12 protein-coding genes are annotated in these 14,926 nt (G+C 71.4%); 8 read left to right on the top strand and 4 right to left on the bottom strand.

Features of this window, described 5'->3' with window-relative positions:
• Window positions 1–62 precede the first annotated feature (62 nt).
• Window positions 63–1,031: a hypothetical protein gene (locus AB0B76_RS35490; RefSeq protein WP_360383658.1), complete on the bottom strand. Its 969-nt coding sequence runs from the start codon at window positions 1,029–1,031 to the stop codon at window positions 63–65.
• Window positions 1,015–1,140 (bottom strand): hypothetical protein, encoded by a 126-nt coding sequence (locus AB0B76_RS35485; protein ID WP_360383656.1) that lies wholly within the window; start codon window positions 1,138–1,140, stop codon window positions 1,015–1,017. Before AB0B76_RS35485 ends, AB0B76_RS35490 begins: the two co-directional genes overlap by 17 nt.
• Here AB0B76_RS35485 and AB0B76_RS35480 point away from each other — a divergent pair.
• The 7 genes from AB0B76_RS35480 (at window position 1,139) to AB0B76_RS35450 (ending at window position 9,666) form a co-directional block, all read left to right on the top strand.
• Complete coding sequence (locus AB0B76_RS35480) at window positions 1,139–2,407, top strand: aspartate aminotransferase family protein (protein ID WP_360383653.1); 1,269 nt, start codon at window positions 1,139–1,141, stop codon at window positions 2,405–2,407. The genes AB0B76_RS35485 and AB0B76_RS35480 overlap by 2 nt on opposite strands.
• A gap of 409 nt (window positions 2,408–2,816) precedes the next feature.
• Complete coding sequence (locus tag AB0B76_RS35475) at window positions 2,817–3,755, top strand: MurR/RpiR family transcriptional regulator (RefSeq protein ID WP_360383742.1); 939 nt, start codon at window positions 2,817–2,819, stop codon at window positions 3,753–3,755.
• A gap of 38 nt (window positions 3,756–3,793) precedes the next feature.
• Window positions 3,794–4,546 (top strand): SIS domain-containing protein, encoded by a 753-nt coding sequence (locus AB0B76_RS35470; RefSeq protein ID WP_360383740.1) that lies wholly within the window; start codon window positions 3,794–3,796, stop codon window positions 4,544–4,546.
• Between the two features lie 22 nt (window positions 4,547–4,568).
• Entirely contained in the window at window positions 4,569–5,975 is a 1,407-nt protein-coding gene (gene ngcE / locus AB0B76_RS35465; RefSeq protein WP_360383651.1) for an N-acetylglucosamine/diacetylchitobiose ABC transporter substrate-binding protein, read from the top strand.
• A 30-nt stretch (window positions 5,976–6,005) separates the two neighbouring features.
• Window positions 6,006–6,947, top strand: a complete 942-nt coding sequence (locus AB0B76_RS35460) for a sugar ABC transporter permease (protein ID WP_360383649.1) — start codon at window positions 6,006–6,008, stop codon at window positions 6,945–6,947.
• A 157-nt stretch (window positions 6,948–7,104) separates the two neighbouring features.
• The gene (locus AB0B76_RS35455) at window positions 7,105–7,911 is read left to right on the top strand and encodes a carbohydrate ABC transporter permease (RefSeq protein ID WP_360383738.1); all 807 of its coding nucleotides are present in this window, start codon (window positions 7,105–7,107) and stop codon (window positions 7,909–7,911) included.
• 63 nt (window positions 7,912–7,974) lie between these two features.
• The gene (locus tag AB0B76_RS35450; RefSeq protein WP_360383647.1) at window positions 7,975–9,666 is read left to right on the top strand and encodes a bifunctional 3'-5' exonuclease/DNA polymerase; all 1,692 of its coding nucleotides are present in this window, start codon (window positions 7,975–7,977) and stop codon (window positions 9,664–9,666) included.
• Here the strand turns inward: AB0B76_RS35450 and AB0B76_RS35445 are convergent.
• On the bottom strand, window positions 9,648–10,145 hold the full coding sequence (locus AB0B76_RS35445; protein ID WP_360383644.1) for an NUDIX domain-containing protein: 498 nt from the start codon (window positions 10,143–10,145) through the stop codon (window positions 9,648–9,650). The two genes, AB0B76_RS35450 and AB0B76_RS35445, sit on opposite strands and share 19 nt — an antisense overlap.
• A gap of 75 nt (window positions 10,146–10,220) precedes the next feature.
• Here AB0B76_RS35445 and AB0B76_RS35440 point away from each other — a divergent pair, with 75 nt between their 5' ends.
• Window positions 10,221–10,796 carry a nucleotidyltransferase family protein gene (locus AB0B76_RS35440; protein WP_360383735.1) on the top strand — a complete coding sequence of 192 codons (576 nt, stop codon included), beginning with the start codon at window positions 10,221–10,223 and terminating at the stop codon, window positions 10,794–10,796.
• A 458-nt stretch (window positions 10,797–11,254) separates the two neighbouring features.
• On the opposite strand, the gene AB0B76_RS35435 is transcribed toward AB0B76_RS35440, so the two are convergent.
• Window positions 11,255–14,575 (bottom strand): hypothetical protein, encoded by a 3,321-nt coding sequence (locus AB0B76_RS35435; RefSeq protein WP_360383642.1) that lies wholly within the window; start codon window positions 14,573–14,575, stop codon window positions 11,255–11,257.
• Window positions 14,576–14,926: the final 351 nt, after the last annotated feature.

The following is a 14,926-nucleotide window of genomic DNA, read 5'->3' as shown; positions in this document are numbered from 1 at the left end:
CACGGCGGTGTACCTCAGCGTTGCCGACCAACCGTGGTGCCGTTTGGACGATGCGATTCCAGTTACTGCATCGAGATGTGCACGTGGTTGTAGTGGTCGCCGGCGGGGGTGCCGTCGCCGCCGTAGGACTTCCAGCCGCTGCTGGGCTGCCAGATGCGTTTGTACCAGATCACGTACTTGATGCCGAGGTTCTTCGCGTTGGCCAGCGCCCACGCGGCCAGGTTGTCGCCGTAGGTCTTGTCCGCCCCGGTCGCCCTTGCGTTGACGAATGTCGATGCATTGGCGGAGAAGTCGCAGGCCTTGCCGAGCGGGTGGTCGCCACCCCCGCCGCTGCGGTAGCACGACGTGTAGTGCGTGAAGCCGGCCTTGCGGGCCTCGTTGTACATGTTCGTCGTGCGCGGGGACTGGCAGCCGCTGGTGGTGGGGTCGTCGCCCGAGCAGCCCTCCGAGGGGAACGAGCCGTCGGAGTTGCGGGCCACCGGGTTCGTGGTGACCTTGCCGCCGGACGGGGCGCTGCCCGAGCCGACGTCCGCGCCGCCGCCGGCCTTGCGCAGCGCGTCCTCGGCGGCCTTCTTGTTGGCCTCCATGATCTTCAGCTGCGCCTGCTGGTTGGCCACGGCGGCGTCGGCGTCCTTGCGCTGCTGCTCCAGCTGGCGCTGGGTCGCGGCGATCTCGCGCAGCTGCTTGTCCTCCTGCTGGAGCATGTACTCCACGGTGACCATGTTGTGCAGCATGTCGTCGGCGTCCTGGGCGCCGATGACGACGTTGACGATGCTGACCCGGTGGCCGCGGTACGCCGCGTTGGCGATCGTCCCCGCCTGTCCCTGCAGCTCGCCGAGGCGGGTCTGGGTCTTGGCCATCTGGTCGCCGATCGCGGCCTGGTCGGCCACCGACTTGTCCAGCCGGCCCTTGGCGTCGTTGTACTCGGCCGTCGCCTTGTCCAGGGCCTGACGCACAGTGAGGTTCTGGTTGCCGTCCACGTCGCCGCTGGGGGTCGGCTCGGCCGAAGCGGCGTCACCGAACGTGGTCACCAGAAACAGCGCGGTGACCAGGAGCGTGAGTAAACGTCTCGGTGCCGTCGACATCGCCGGTCAGCATATCGAAGCGTCCGGAAAACGCCAGCGCGAGAATGTACTTCATGGACGACCTACTCACCCGGCATCGGCGGGTCATGCCCGGCTGGATGCCCGTGTACTACGACGAGCCCCTCGAACTCGTCACCGGCAAGGGTTCCCGGGTCACGGACAGTAACGGAAAAACTTACCTCGACTTTTTCGGCGGGGTCCTGACCAACTCGCTCGGTTACGACCTGCCGGAGGTGCGCGAGGCGGTCGAGCGGCAGCTGCGCACCGGCGTGGTGCACACGTCCACGCTGTACCTGATCCGTCACCAGGTCGAGCTGGCGGAGAAGATCGCGAAGCTGTCGGGCATCCCGGACGCGCGGGTCTTCTTCACCAACTCCGGCACCGAGGCGAACGAGGCCGCGCTGCAGGTCGCGACGAACACCCGCGGGAGCAACAGCATCCTGGCGGTGCGCAACAGCTACCACGGCCGCACGGCGGCTACGATCGCGGTGACCGGCAACCGTGCGTGGTCGGCCTCGGCGTACAGCCCGTACAACGTGAGCTACCTGCACTCCGGCGACCGGCTGCGCGGGCTGCTGCGGGGCATGAGCGACGAGCGGTACCTCGAGGCGGCCGAGGAGGACCTCCGCGAGGTGCTCGCGACCACGACCGCGGGCCCGGTCGCGTGCCTGATCGCCGAGCCGATCCAGGGCGTCGGCGGGTTCACGCACGGCCCGGACAAGCTCATGGGCGTCTGGCAGCGGGTCCTCGACGAGCACGGCATCCTGCTGATCTCCGACGAGGTGCAGACCGGCTGGGGCCGCACCGGCGAGCATTTCTGGGGCTACCAGGCCCACGGCGTCACGCCCGACCTGCTGACCTTCGCCAAGGGCATCGGCAACGGCTTCGCCCTGGCCGGCGTGGTCGGACGGGCCGAGGTCCTCGACTCGGTGCAGGGCATCTCGTTCTCGACGTTCGGCGGCAACCCGATCGCCACGGCGGCCGGCAACGCGGTGCTCGACTACATCGTCGAGCACGACCTGCAGGCCAACGCGGCCCGCGTGGGAGCGCTCCTACTAGATGGTCTGCGCGCGGTGCAGAGCCCGATCGTGGCCGAGGTGCGCGGCAAGGGGCTCATGATCGGCATTGAGCTGACCAGCGCGGCCGCGACCGCGGCGGTCTTCGAGTCGTGCCGGCGCGACGGCCTGCTGGTCGGCAAGGGCGGCCTCTACGGCACGGTGATCCGGATGGGCCCGCCGCTGAACCTCACCGAGGACGAGGCGCGGGAAGGTCTGGTAATTCTGACCAGCGCCCTACATGAGCACGGGAGTGTTACGGGCTGAGAACGCCCAGGTCAACCGGAAGATCATCGGCCCGGCCGAACCATCCCCAACGGGGACTGGTTCGGCCTTTTCCGTGAAAACCGGCGGATTCGGACCGTACCGGCCGCGTAACAAATCGGGCGTATTTGCGGCCGGGCTCTGCCGCGGGGCCGGTTCGGGGTGATCTCCTAGGGCGAGCAGCGGAACGCCGCTCTCAAGATCGAGATGCGGCTTGAGCTGGGCTTTTAGCTCCCTTTAAGATCCACTTCGCAGGTAACAGTTTGAAAACTTCGCCCAACTCCTTGACAAGAAGGGGGCTTCAGTAAGAACTTTTACCACTAACAGTTAAGGAACCTTGCTGAAAGGAAAAGCGATGGTGTCTCGCGAGGAACTCACGACGGTGGTGCCGACCGCCGTCAGTGCCTCGCCGATGGCATCCGCACCCATCTCGCCCGCCCCGGCCGACGGGTTCGCCGCCGCCGGCAACGGTGAGAGCGTCCTGGTCCGCGTCCGCGCCGGGCTGCCCGAACTGACCGGCGCCCTGCAGCGCGTGGCCGAGCTGATCCTGGCCGACCCCGCCGCCGCGGCCCGCTCGACGATCGTCGAGCTCGCCGAGCGCAGCGGCACCTCGCCGGCGACCGTGACCCGCTTCTGCCGGGCGCTGGGCTTCGTCGGGTACGCCGAACTGCGCCTGGCCATCGCCGGCGAGACCGGCCGGGCCGCGCGCACCGGCGGCTGGACCATGGACATCGGCCGCGAGATCCAGCCGACCGACCCGCTGGAGCGCGTGCTCGGCCAGATCATGGCCGCCGACACCCAGGCGATGCACGACACCGCGTCGCTGCTGGACCTCGGCGAGATCGAGCGCGCCGCCGAGGCCATCGCCCGCGCCGACCGGGTCGACATCTACGGCGCGAGCGGCAGCGCGCTGGTCGGCGGGGAGATGCAGTTCTGCCTGCACCGCATCGGCATCGCCGCCTGGGCCTGGACCGACGTGCACAACGGCCTGGCCAGCGCGGCGCTGCTCAAGGCCGGCGACGTGGCCCTCGGCGTCTCGCACAGCGGGCAGACCCGCGAGACGATCGAGATGATCGCCGAGGCGAGCAGCCGGGGCGCGACGACGATCGCGCTGACCAGCTTCCCCCGCTCGCCGCTCGCCGAGGTCGCCGACATCGTCCTGCTCACCGCGACGCAGGCGACCACCTTCCGGCCGGACGCCCTCTCGGCCCGGCACCCGCAGCTCGTGGTGCTCGACCTGCTGTACATCGCGGTCGCCCAGCGCACCCACGAGCGCGCCCACGCAGCGTTCTCCGTCACGGCCCAGGCGGTCGCCGGCCATCGGTCGGCCTCCGGAAAGGAAGCGTCGTGACCACTCTCCAGGACGCTCGCGCGAGAAAGGGCGACGGGATGGCCGTCACCGCTCACGGTTACGTCTCCGCGATCCAGTCGGTCATCGATCGGATCGCCCTCACCCAGGCCGACAACCTCAGCAGGGCGGCCGACCACATCGCCGCCGCGCTGCGCGTCGGCGGCCTCCTCCAGGCGTTCGGCACGGGGCACTCCGAGGCGGTGGCGGTGGATTTCGCCGGCCGCGCCGGGGGCCTCGTGGCGACGAACAAGATCCTCCTGCGGGACCTCGTCGTCTACGGCGGCGAGGATCCGAAGATCCTCGAGAACGAGAAGCTGGAACGCGATCCGAGCATCGCGGCCCGGCTCTACGAGATCGCCGCGCCGCGTCCCGAGGACGTGTTCGTGATGGCCTCGCAGTCGGGGATCAACGGGGGGATCGTCGAGATGGCGCTGCTGATCAAGCAGCGCGGGCACAAATTGATCGCCATCACATCGGTCGAGCACACCGGACGGGTGTCCCCCAGGCACCCCTCGGGCCAGCGGCTCGCCGACATTGCCGACGTCGTGCTGGACAACGGCGCGCCGTACGGCGACGCACTGCTGTCGCTGGATAGCGGCGGCGCGGTCTGCCCGGTCTCTTCGGTCACCAACGCGCTCATCGCGCAGCTGGTGGTCGCCGAGGTCGTGCGACGCATCGAGGCCGCGGGCGAGGTGGCTCCCGTCTACCTGTCCGCAAACGTCCCCGGCGGGGACGAGCACAACCACACCCTCGAGTCGCGGTACGCCGGACGCGTCCGACGTACCGCCTGACCCGAACCGAGGAGACCCCCAAATGTCCAATGAACTGACTCGTCGTACCGTCCTGCGGCGCGCGGCGGCGGCGGGCCTGCTCGCCACCCCCGCCGCCGGGCTGCTCTCCGCCTGCGCCGGCTCGGACTCTTCGTCCGACAAGGGCTCGGGCGACACCGGAACCAAGTCGAACGACAACCCGTTCGGCGTCAAGGACGGCAGCACCGTCAAGGTCGTCGTCTTCGACGGTGGCCTGGGTACGGACTACGCGAAGAAGGACGTCACGATCTTCAACGCGAAGCACGCGAACGTCACGGTGAACCAGAGCGCCACCCAGAAGATCAAGACGCAGGAGCAGCCGAAGATGGCTACCACTCCGAGCGACCTGATCAACAACTCGGGTGCCGACATCATGGACACCAGCACGCTGATCAGCGAGAACGCCATCCAGTCGCTGGACGACCTGCTCGACGCCCCGACCTGGGACGGCACCGGCAAGATCCGTGACTCGCTGCTGCCGGGCACGATCAACGACGGCACGTTCAACGGCAAGTTCTACACGCTCAAGTACGCCTACACGGTGTGGGGCATGTGGTACGACGCCGCCCTGTTCGAGAAGAACAGCTGGACCGCGCCGAAGACCTGGGCCGACTTCTTCACCCTGGCCCCGAAGATCAAGGCCGCCGGCATCGCCCCGTTCGTCTACGACGGCGTGCACGGCTACTACCCGCGCTGGCACATCATGACCACGGTGTGGAACGCGGCCGGCAAGCAGGCCGTCGTCGACATCGACAACCTCAAGCCGGACGCCTGGAAGGCCGCGGGCATCCTCGAGGGCCTGCAGAACATCGAGAAGATGGTCAAGGACGGGCTGATCCTGGCCGGTTCGCAGGGCCTCAACCACACCCAGTCGCAGCAGGCGCACCTGGACGGCAAGGCCGCGTTCATCCAGCTGGGCACCTGGTACAAGAACGAGATGGCGAAGACCCTGCCGCCGGCGTTCAAGCTGACGCTGTCGAACTACTGGGACGTGGCCAGCCCGAAGGCGGCCGGCGCGGTCTACGCCGGTGCCGGCGAGGACTGGGTCGTCCCGGCCAAGGCCGAGAACGCCGCTGGCGCGAAGGAGTACCTGCGCGCGATGCTGTCCACCGAGGGCGCGGGCGCGTTCGCCTCGCTCACCAAGTCGCTGGCCTCGGTCAAGGGCTCGGGCGACAAGGTGGACGACCCGGCGCTGGCGAGCGCCAACGCCCTCATGAAGGGTGCGCCCGCGGACCTGGTCTCCTTCCGGTTCCCGGACTTCTACGCCGACTACGACAAGGAGAGCCAGAACCTCGCCGAGGACCTGATGGCCGGTCGTACCGACGCCGCCGGCTTCGTCACCAAGATGCAGGCGATCGCGGACAAGATCAGCAAGGACTCCAGCATCAAGAAGCAGACCCGCGCCAACTGACCCCGTTTCCCGGTTAGGTAGTGACTGATCATGCGGCACGGTAAAGCGCGGTTCGTGACGGGCTTCCTCGCCCTACCCGTACTGCTCTTCGCGTTCTACGTGGTGTGGCCGTTCGCCCAGGCGGTGGGGTACTCGTTCACCGACTGGGGCGGCTACTCGGACAAGCAGAACTTCGTCGGCGTGGACAACTACGTCCGGCTGTTCAAGGACGAGTTGGTACACAAGGCCTTCTGGCACAACGTGTTCTTCCTTGTCACCGTGCCGCTGTTCACGATCGCGCTGGCCTTGTTCTTCGCGTTCCTCCTCAATGTGGGCGGGCGCGGAGACAAGGCCGGCATCCGGGGCGTCTTCGGGTCCAGCGTCTACAAGGTCATCTTCTTCTTCCCGCAGGTGCTCTCCCTGGTCCTGATCGCCGTCATGTGGCAGGCGATCTACCGCACCGACGACCAGGGCCTGCTCAACGGGCTGCTCATGAAGGTCGGGCTGATCGACCCCCAGCACCCCAACCTGTTCGTCGCCGACCCCACGCCGATCCTCGGCATCCCTGCCGTGCTCTGGTGGCTCCTGCTCATCGCGGTCTGGAGCGGCGTCGGCTTCTACATGGTCCTGTTCTCGGCGGCCATGCAGGGCATCCCGAAGGACATCTACGAGGCGGCGCTGCTCGACGGCGCCGGCCGCCTGGCCACCTTCGTGCGGATCACGCTGCCCCTGCTGCGCGACAACATCTCGGTCGCCTGGGTCTACCTGGGCATCACCGCGCTGGACATGTTCGCCCTGGTGTACGTCATGACTCCCAGCCAGGGCGGCCCCGACCACGCCTCCGAGATCTTCGCTTCCGTGATTCAGTTCAATGCCTTCAACCGCGGTCAGTTCGGCTACGCGTGCGCCCTCGGTGTCGCGCTCGCGATCTTCACGATGCTGATCGCCGTCCTCCAGCTGCGGTTCACCCGCCGCGAACGAATCGAGTTCTGACATGGCTGACATGGCGGTGAACGACAGGCGGACGGCCCCCGCCGGCGGCGGCGGGCCGGGCCACGCGGTGCCGAAGAAGACCTCCACGGAGCCGTCCAAGCTCTCCGACCGGGTGTTCGGCGGCTTCTCCCACCTGTTCCTGATCGTGTGGGCCCTCATGGTGGCCTACCCGATCCTGTGGGTGGTGGTCTCGTCGTTCAAGAGCGACAAGTACATCATCAAGGAGCCCCTGTCCCTCAACCCGCACGGCCTGCAGTGGGACAACTTCTCCCGCGCGTGGACCAAGGGCGGCCTCGGCGAGTTCTTCTTCAACACCGTCATCGTCGTCGGCGGCGGCGTGGTCCTCACGATGCTGCTGGGCTCGATGGCCGCCTATGTGCTGTCCCGCTACGAGTTCCCCGGCAACCGGGCGATCTACTTCATGTTCCTGGCGGGCCTGACGCTGCCGGTGTACCTCGCGATCGTGCCGCTGTTCAAGGGCGTCTTCAACACCGGGGTGTCGTTCCCCCTGCTCGGCCTGAACTCGCGGTTCATGCTGATCCTGGTGTACGTCGCCTGGTCGCTGTCGTTCACGGTGTTCTTCATGCACTCGTTCTTCCGCACCTTGCCGACCTCGGTCGCCGAGGCGGCGCTGGTGGACGGGGCCTCGCACAGCACGCTGTTCTTCCGCGTGATGCTCCCGATGGCCCGGCCCGGCCTGATCAGCATCGGCATCTTCAACGTGCTCGGTCAGTGGAACCAGTGGTACCTGCCGACCGTGCTCATGCAGGACACGAGCGGCGCCGGCAAGACCCACGAGGTGCTCGCCCAGGGCCTGATCAGCCTGTCGGTCAACCAGGGGTACAAGTCCGACTGGTCGGGCCTGTTCGCCGGTCTGACCATGGCCATGCTGCCCGTGCTGATCGTCTACATCGTGTTCCAGCGCCAGGTGCAGGCCGGCCTGACCGGTGGCATCTCCAAGTAACCGGACCCGCGCGGCCCCGGCGCTACCACGAGTAGTACCGGGGCCGTGCGATGTAATGCCTTCATGCTCGTCGCGCTGACGCCCTCCGGCCCCGGCGGCCTTCTGCGCCCGCTGGCCGACGACGGCACGCCCATCGGCGCCGAGCAGCACGTCCAGGATCTGGCGGGGGCGGTCGCACGAGTCGAGTCACGCGACCGCCCCCGCTGGCTCTGGGCGTCCACCGCCGAGATCTACCCGCGGCTCGTGCGCGCCGGCGTCCGCGTCGAGCGCTGCCACGATCTCGAGCTCGCCGAGGCGCTCCTGCTCGGCGCGGAGGGCGCCTGGGGCCAGCCCCGAACGCTCGCCGCGGCGAGTGCCCGCCTGGCGGGACGGCCGGTGCCGCCCGACCCGCCGGCGCGGGCGGCCGAGCCCCCCGGACTGTCGCAGGACTCACTCTTCGATGCCTTCGATGCGGCGACGGTACCGCTGGAAGAGCTGACGGCGGTCTATCGGGCGCAGCGGCGCCGGGTCGAGTCGCTGCCGGAGCTCGAGTCCGCGCACCCCCTCGCCCCCCGGGCCGGCGGCATGCGCACCCTGATCGCCGCGGAGTCCGCCGGCGCCCTGGTCGCCGTCGAGATGGGCCTGGCCGGCCTGCCCTGGCGCGCCGACGTCCACGACGCCCTCCTGCGCGAGCTGCTCGGGCCGCCCTCGCCGGTCGGTGGCCCGCCCGCGCGCCTGGCCGAGCTCGGCGCCCGGCTCAACGAGGCCCTGGGCCAGCGCGTGCACCCGGAGTCGCCGGCCGAGCTGCTGCGCGCCTTCGCCCGCGTCGGCATCATGCTGCGCAGCACCCGCAAGTGGGAGCTCGAGCACGTCGACCATCCGGCCGTGCCGATCCTGCTGGAGTACAAGGAGCTGTTCCGGCTCTGGACCGCCCACGGCTGGAGCTGGCTCGAGCAGTGGGTGACCGGCGGCCGGTTCCGCGCCGAGTACATCCCCGGCGGCGTCGTCTCCGGCCGCTGGGCGACCCGCGGCGGCGGCGCCCTGCAGATCCCGAAGGTCGTGCGCCGGGCCGTCGTCGCCGACCCCGGCTGGGTGTTCGTTGTCGCCGACGCCGGCCAGCTCGAGCCGCGGGTGCTCGCCGCCGTCTCCGGCGACAAGCGCCTGGCCCGCGCGGGCGCGGCCGGGGACCTCTACGCGGCCCTCGCGACCGAGGCGTTCGACGGCGACCGCGCCCGGGCCAAGGTCGCGCTGCTCGGCGCGATGTACGGCCAGACCGGCGGCAGCGCCGCGCCCGCCCTCGCCGCCCTGCGCCGCTTCTACCCGGACGCCTGGGACCTCGTCGAGGAGGCGGCCCGCACCGGCGAGGCCGGGGGACTGGTGCGCACCTGGCTCGGGCGCACCTGCCCGCCGGCGTCGGTGAGCTGGCGCGAGGGGTTCGACGAGCCCGGGGCCGAGGTGGAGAGCCGCGGCGGGGCCAGGGGCCGGGCCCGCGGCCGGTTCACCCGCAACTTCGTCATCCAGGGCACGGCCGCCGAGTGGGCGCTCGTCCTGCTGGCCCGCCTCCGCGCGGCCCTGACCGGCGGCGGCCGCCGCGCGGAGCTCGTGTTCTTCCAGCACGACGAGGTCATCGTGCACTGCCCGCGCGAGGAGGCCGAGGGGGTCGCGGCCGCCGTGCACGCCGCGGGCGACGAGGCCCGGCAGCTGCTCTTCGGCGACACGGCCGTGCGGTTCCCGCTGGACGTGTCGATCGTCGAGGCCTACTTCGACGCGAAGTAGGCGGCCAGCATGTCCGTGTGGGTCGGGAAGCACAGCTCCCGCGGCCCGACGGCGATCTCGAACCCGAGCGACTCCTCCGTCCGGATCGACGCGGGCAGTTCGGTCAGAGGACGCGGCGGCAGTACCCCGAACACGATGAGATTCCCGCTGGTCACACTCTGCACATCGAACAGCCGGACGTCGCCCGCATCCGCCCGGATCGTCGTCTCCTCGAGCAGCTCCCGGACCGCCGCCTCCTGCCACGACTCGCCGACCTCGATGAACCCGCCGGGCAGCGCGAGCTCACCGCGCTTCGGCTCGATGTCGCGGCGCACCACGACGATGCCGCGCCCCTCGTCGGTGTCGACGGGCAGCAACGTCACCGCCACCGGCAGCGGATTGCGCCAGGTGGTCTCGCCGCACGCGGCACAGACCCGTGGCCAGGGCGCCCCTTGCTCATAGGCGGCGCCGCAGTACGAACAGTGATCATGGAGGGCCATGAGCATGCAGCCTACCGAGCGGGTACTAATCTGGTCCGAGTCGGTGCTGTAGACCGTCGGACGTAGGAGAGCCCGCTGAGCGCGATAGTCGGACTCGTACTCGCCGCAGGTGGTGGCCGCCGGTACGGCGGACCCAAGGCCCTCGTGCGCCACGAGGATGGCCGCCTGCTGGTCGAACGCGCCGTCGCCACCTTACGCGACGGCGGTTGCACACGTGTGTGGGTCGTCCTCGGCGCCGAGGCCGACCGCGTCCGCGCCGAGGCCTCGCTGGGCGACGCCACGCTGGTGGACAACTCGACGTGGAAGAGCGGCATGGGCTCGTCCCTGCGCGTGGGGCTGGCGGCCCTCGCGGACACCGACGCCTCGGCGGTCGTGGTACTGCTCGTGGACACGCCGGGCATCGGCCCGGAGGCGGTGGCCCGGCTACTGGCCGCGACGCCGCCCGGCGCGGCCGCCCTGCTGACCGCGACGTACAAGGGCAAACGGGGCCATCCGGTGATCCTGGGCCGCGACCATTGGCCGGGCGTGACAACCTTGGCGACGGCGGACGTGGGCGCGCGGGCCTATCTGGTGGCGCACACGGACCAGGTCCAGGGCGTGCCGTGCGAGGACATCGCCGACGACACCGACTTGGACGTCCCCCCGGAGTAACCGCCCAGCCCGGCGAGGTCGCCTGGTGTGTGCGCCACACACGGTCGTGCGGTTGCCCGGTGTCGCTTTGCGCGTTCTGGTTGCGGTGCCGCGCGCGGTCGTGCGGTTGCCGGTGTCGCTTTGCGCGTTCCCGTTGGCCCAGTGCCGGCGCATGGTTGTGCGGTTGCCCGGTGTCGCTTTGCGCGTTCCGGTTGCGGTGCCGCGCGCGGTTGTGCGGTTGCCGGTGTCGCTTTGCGCGTTCTGGTTGCGGTGCCGCGCGCGGTTGTGCGGTTGCCGGTGTCGCTTTGCGCGTTCTGGTTGCGGTGCCACGCGGTCGTGCGATTGCCTTCCGCTGCCGTGCAGGGTCGTGCGGTCAGCGGTGACGGTTTGTGGTCGGCCGCCGGCCGGCCGCGCGCAATCGTGCGGTGAGCGATGGCAGTTCATGTAGCCCGGCTGCAGTGCCATGCGCGGTCGAACGGTCAGCGGTGACGGTTCGCGTGCGCCCACAGCGCCGCCCAGCCGGCCGGCTCGAGCCACGCGGCCGGCATCAGCAGCCCGTGCTCGGCAACGCACTCCCAGAACACCTCGCGGTCCGCCCCCAGCTCCACCGCATCCGGCCAGGCCGCGACCCAGGGCCCGCCATCGTCGTTCAGCGCCGAGGCGGGAAACCCGGGCACGGTGACCCGGCGCGCCCCCGCCACCGGCACCCCGGGCCCCGACCACGACGTCACCGCGAGCGCGCACGCACACAGCATCGACGCATCGAGCCCCTCCGGCCGCCGCCCGGACAGCGCAGGGTTACCGGCCCGCAACAGCACGCCCATCGCCCGCCGGACGCGCCGCGCCACGAGTTCGGTGGTCCGGGCTTCGGCGATGCCGGGAGCCTTCGCCACCGTACGCAGCGATCCCGTCAACGGCTCGTCCAACGCCAACGGCGCCAGCTCCGCCACCCCGTGCCCGGCCCGCGCCGTCCCGTGTCCAGCCAGCTCCGCCATCCCGTGCCCGGCCGGCGCCGTCCCCGGTCCGTCCAGTGTCGTCCCGTGTCCAGCCTGCGCCGTTTCCAGCCCGTCCAGTGTCGTCCCGTGTCCAGCCTGCGCCGTTTCCAGCCCGTCCAGTGTCGTCCCGTGTCCAGCCTGCGCCGTTTCCAGCCCGTCCAGCGTCGCCCCGTGCCCGGCGTGCGCGGCCCCGTGTCCAGCCTGCGCCGTTTCCAGCCCGTCCAGCGTCCTTCCGTGCCCGGCCGGCGTCGCCCCCGGTCCGTCCAGCGCCGTCCCGTGCCCGGTGTGCGTCGTTCCGTGTCCGTCCTGCTTCGCCCCGTACGCGGCCAGCGCCCTGCTGAGTGGCCGCGCACCACCGGCCCGCCACACCTGCCCGGCGGTGAGGACACCGGCCTCGAGCGCTGCGGCCACGGTACGGGTCAGGGCGGCCGCCGACACCCTCCGTAGCGCCGTCATCGCCGCCAGGTCCTCGCCGGCCGGGCCGTCCAGCCGCGCCAGCAGTTGCAGCGCCTCTTGCATTGGCGGAGTGCGCAGGGCCTCGGTCGCGCGGGCGCCCAGAGCCGGGCCGTGCTCGGCCGCGATCCGCGCCGCCGGGGTCCGGCTGCGCCGCCCGCGGGCCGGGTCCTGCGCGTGGCGGCCGCGGGTCGGCTCTTGAACGTGGAGCCTGCGGGCCTCCTCCTGAAGGTGGCGTCCGCGGGCCTCCTCCTGAAGGTGGCGTCCGCGGGCCTCCTCCTGGGCGTACAGTCCGCGGGCCTCTTCCTCGGCGTGGCGGCCGCGGACGTGCACCTGGAAGTGGCCGGGTGCCGGGAGTTCCGGATCGACCGCGGTCGGGTGGGCCGGGTCCGGGGGCGGCGGCAGCGTGGCCACCCAGGCACGGAAGCGGTCGGCCAACTCCGGCTCCGGGTCGTGGTTGAACCGCGCCCGCAGCTCATCGATCCGCCATCCGCGTGCGCTCGGGCGCAGGTCGGCGTTGAGCAGGAGGCGGCCGTCGGCGGCGCGTACGGCGAGCAGGAAGGCGCGCCCGGCCAGAGCGGCCTCGGTGTACGACGGGCCGCCGATGCAGTTTCCCATGTACGCGCCCCACTCCGCCGTCCGCCGCGGCGTGTGCGCGATCTCGATCTGCTCGTCGCCGCCCGGCAGCGTGGCGCCGTCCGCGGCCAGGACGGCCGCGGGGACGACGAAGGAGCCGGTCAGCGCCTCGGTCACGGCCGCCTCGGCCCGCAGCGCGGCGATCAGGCCGCTCCAGGTGCGCGCCCGCCTCGCCGCGGCCGCCACCGGTGTTCCCGGCCGCAGCCCGGCCAGCCCCGCGAGCTGCGCCGTCCCGCCGGCGACGAGCGCGATCGAGTCCCAGCGCGGCTCGAGCGGCGATGCCTCCGGGCGCTCGAGGATGATATCCGGGGCCCGGCCGTACTCCACCGCCGCCGCCGCCTCCCCCTCCAGCTGGGCCAGCGCGTCGCCCAGCTCGGCCAGCCACAGCAGGTCGCCGATCGTCTCCCGCACCGGCTCGCCGCGGGCCAGGAGCTGTCCGAGGCTGATGCCGTCGATGCCCTGCAGGAGCCGCGGCTGCCACCACTGCGCGAGCCGCTCCGGCGAGAACAGCCCGACCTTGTCCCGCCAGTCGCTCATGGACCCGGCGGCCCATCGCGCGGCGATCTTGTGCACGTGCTCGTCGTCCGTTTCTGTCAGTTCGTACATCAGGATGGCGGCGTTTTCGAGTGCCAGCCGGCCGTACGCGCGGGCGTTGGCGATCACGCTGGGCAAGGAGTCGGGGCGCGGCCGGCGGCGGTCGAGGTCGCGCAGGATCGCGCCCGGGCGCGCGGGAAGGCCCGTGAGCCCCGGTACCGGCCGCACCGCGAGCTGCGCCGCGGGCTGGTCCAGCAGCGCTCCGGCCGCGGCGATCTCGTGGCGGTGCCGCTCCAGCGCCGCGGCCGGGCCTTGGTCGGCGACCGACACGGCCAGTCGCACGAGCACGGTGGCGCCGAGGCAGTCGTGCAGGGTGACGGTGGTGCGGCGGTGGCGGTACCACTGCGGCATCTTCCATCGCGCGGCGTCGGCCAGGGTCGGCTCCCGGCGCACCGAGCGGCGGACGGCCTCGACGATCGCGTCGTCGTCGTAACGCGCGAACCGGCGGCGCAGGTCGTCGAGCCGGTCGGTGCGGGCCTGGGTCGCCCGCCGCCGGTCGTGGCGCCGCTCCGCCTCCTGGTGTGCGCAGACCTCGTCCCAGAGGCTGCGCAGCAGCACGGCCCGCCGCGGCCCGGGTACCGCCTCGAGCACCTGCCGCAGCTGCTCGCCGACCACGGAGGGCAGCCCGTCGGGGAAGGGGTCGACGCCGTCCGCGGACAGGGCGTCGAGCAGCGCCACCAGCTGTTCCGGCCCGAGTACCTCCGCGGCCGCCACCGCGAACCGCAGCGCCGCCCACCGGCCGTCGGCCACCGCCGCGGTCGCGGCCGCCCCGAGCGGCTTCGTCGCCTCGATGCCGAACAGTGCCACGGACACCGCGGCGGGCGCCCCGAGCGGCGCGGCGCCGACGGCCCGCAGCGCGGCGAGCACACCGTCGCGGCGGTTGCCGGCCCCGCCCTCGATGCGCGCCGAGCGGAACCCGGCCCCGAGCTCGACCCCGGCGTCGGCGGCCACGACGCCGCCCTGTTCGACGAGCCGCTCGAGCCGTTCGAGGGCCGCGCCCACCCGCCGCTCGTCGGCGTCGGCCGGCCCGACCGCGACGGCCCGCCCGGGAGCCTCCGGCGCCATCGACCAAACACGCTCGCCGGCGCCCGGAACCACCCCTGCGGTGAGGCGCGTCGTCACGCACTCATCATGGCGCCGCCCAGGCACGGCACGCAGCGCATTTTCCCGCCGACGGGACGCGCACGTTCAGACGCGAACGGACGGTGCGGTCGGCGATACGTGCACGTCCGGACAGGAACGAACGGCCCAGTTGGCGACGCGTGCACGTTCCGACGGGGAGCGGACGGCGCGGGCGAGCGATGCGTGCACGTTCGGCCAGGAACGAACGGCGCAGCGCAGTTGGCGACGCGTGCACATTCCGACGGGGCGTGGGCGGTGCGGGTGAGCGATGTGTGCGCGTTCGGGTCGGATCTGGATGGGAGTGGGCGGCGCGGTTGGCGGTGCGTGCACGTTTGGACGGACTGGACGGTG

The sequence above is a fragment of the Dactylosporangium sp. NPDC049140 genome (assembly GCF_040648435.1).
Note: the sequence above shows the minus strand (reverse complement) of the source record. Positions and strands in the feature narration are given on the sequence as shown.

Bases quoted from the DNA above. Each gene is read 5' to 3' on its own strand.
- AB0B76_RS35480 (WP_360383653.1), top strand. From the start codon at position 1,139: ATGGACGACCTACTCACCCGGCATCGGCGGGTCATGCCCGGCTGGATG.
- AB0B76_RS35485 (WP_360383656.1), bottom strand. From the start codon at position 1,140: ATGAAGTACATTCTCGCGCTGGCGTTTTCCGGACGCTTCGATATGCTG.
- AB0B76_RS35475 (WP_360383742.1), top strand. From the start codon at position 2,817: ATGGCATCCGCACCCATCTCGCCCGCCCCGGCCGACGGGTTCGCCGCC.
- AB0B76_RS35470 (WP_360383740.1), top strand. From the start codon at position 3,794: ATGGCCGTCACCGCTCACGGTTACGTCTCCGCGATCCAGTCGGTCATC.
- ngcE (WP_360383651.1), top strand. From the start codon at position 4,569: ATGTCCAATGAACTGACTCGTCGTACCGTCCTGCGGCGCGCGGCGGCG.
- AB0B76_RS35460 (WP_360383649.1), top strand. From the start codon at position 6,006: ATGCGGCACGGTAAAGCGCGGTTCGTGACGGGCTTCCTCGCCCTACCC.
- AB0B76_RS35455 (WP_360383738.1), top strand. From the start codon at position 7,105: ATGGTGGCCTACCCGATCCTGTGGGTGGTGGTCTCGTCGTTCAAGAGC.
- AB0B76_RS35450 (WP_360383647.1), top strand. From the start codon at position 7,975: ATGCTCGTCGCGCTGACGCCCTCCGGCCCCGGCGGCCTTCTGCGCCCG.
- AB0B76_RS35445 (WP_360383644.1), bottom strand. From the start codon at position 10,145: ATGGCCCTCCATGATCACTGTTCGTACTGCGGCGCCGCCTATGAGCAA.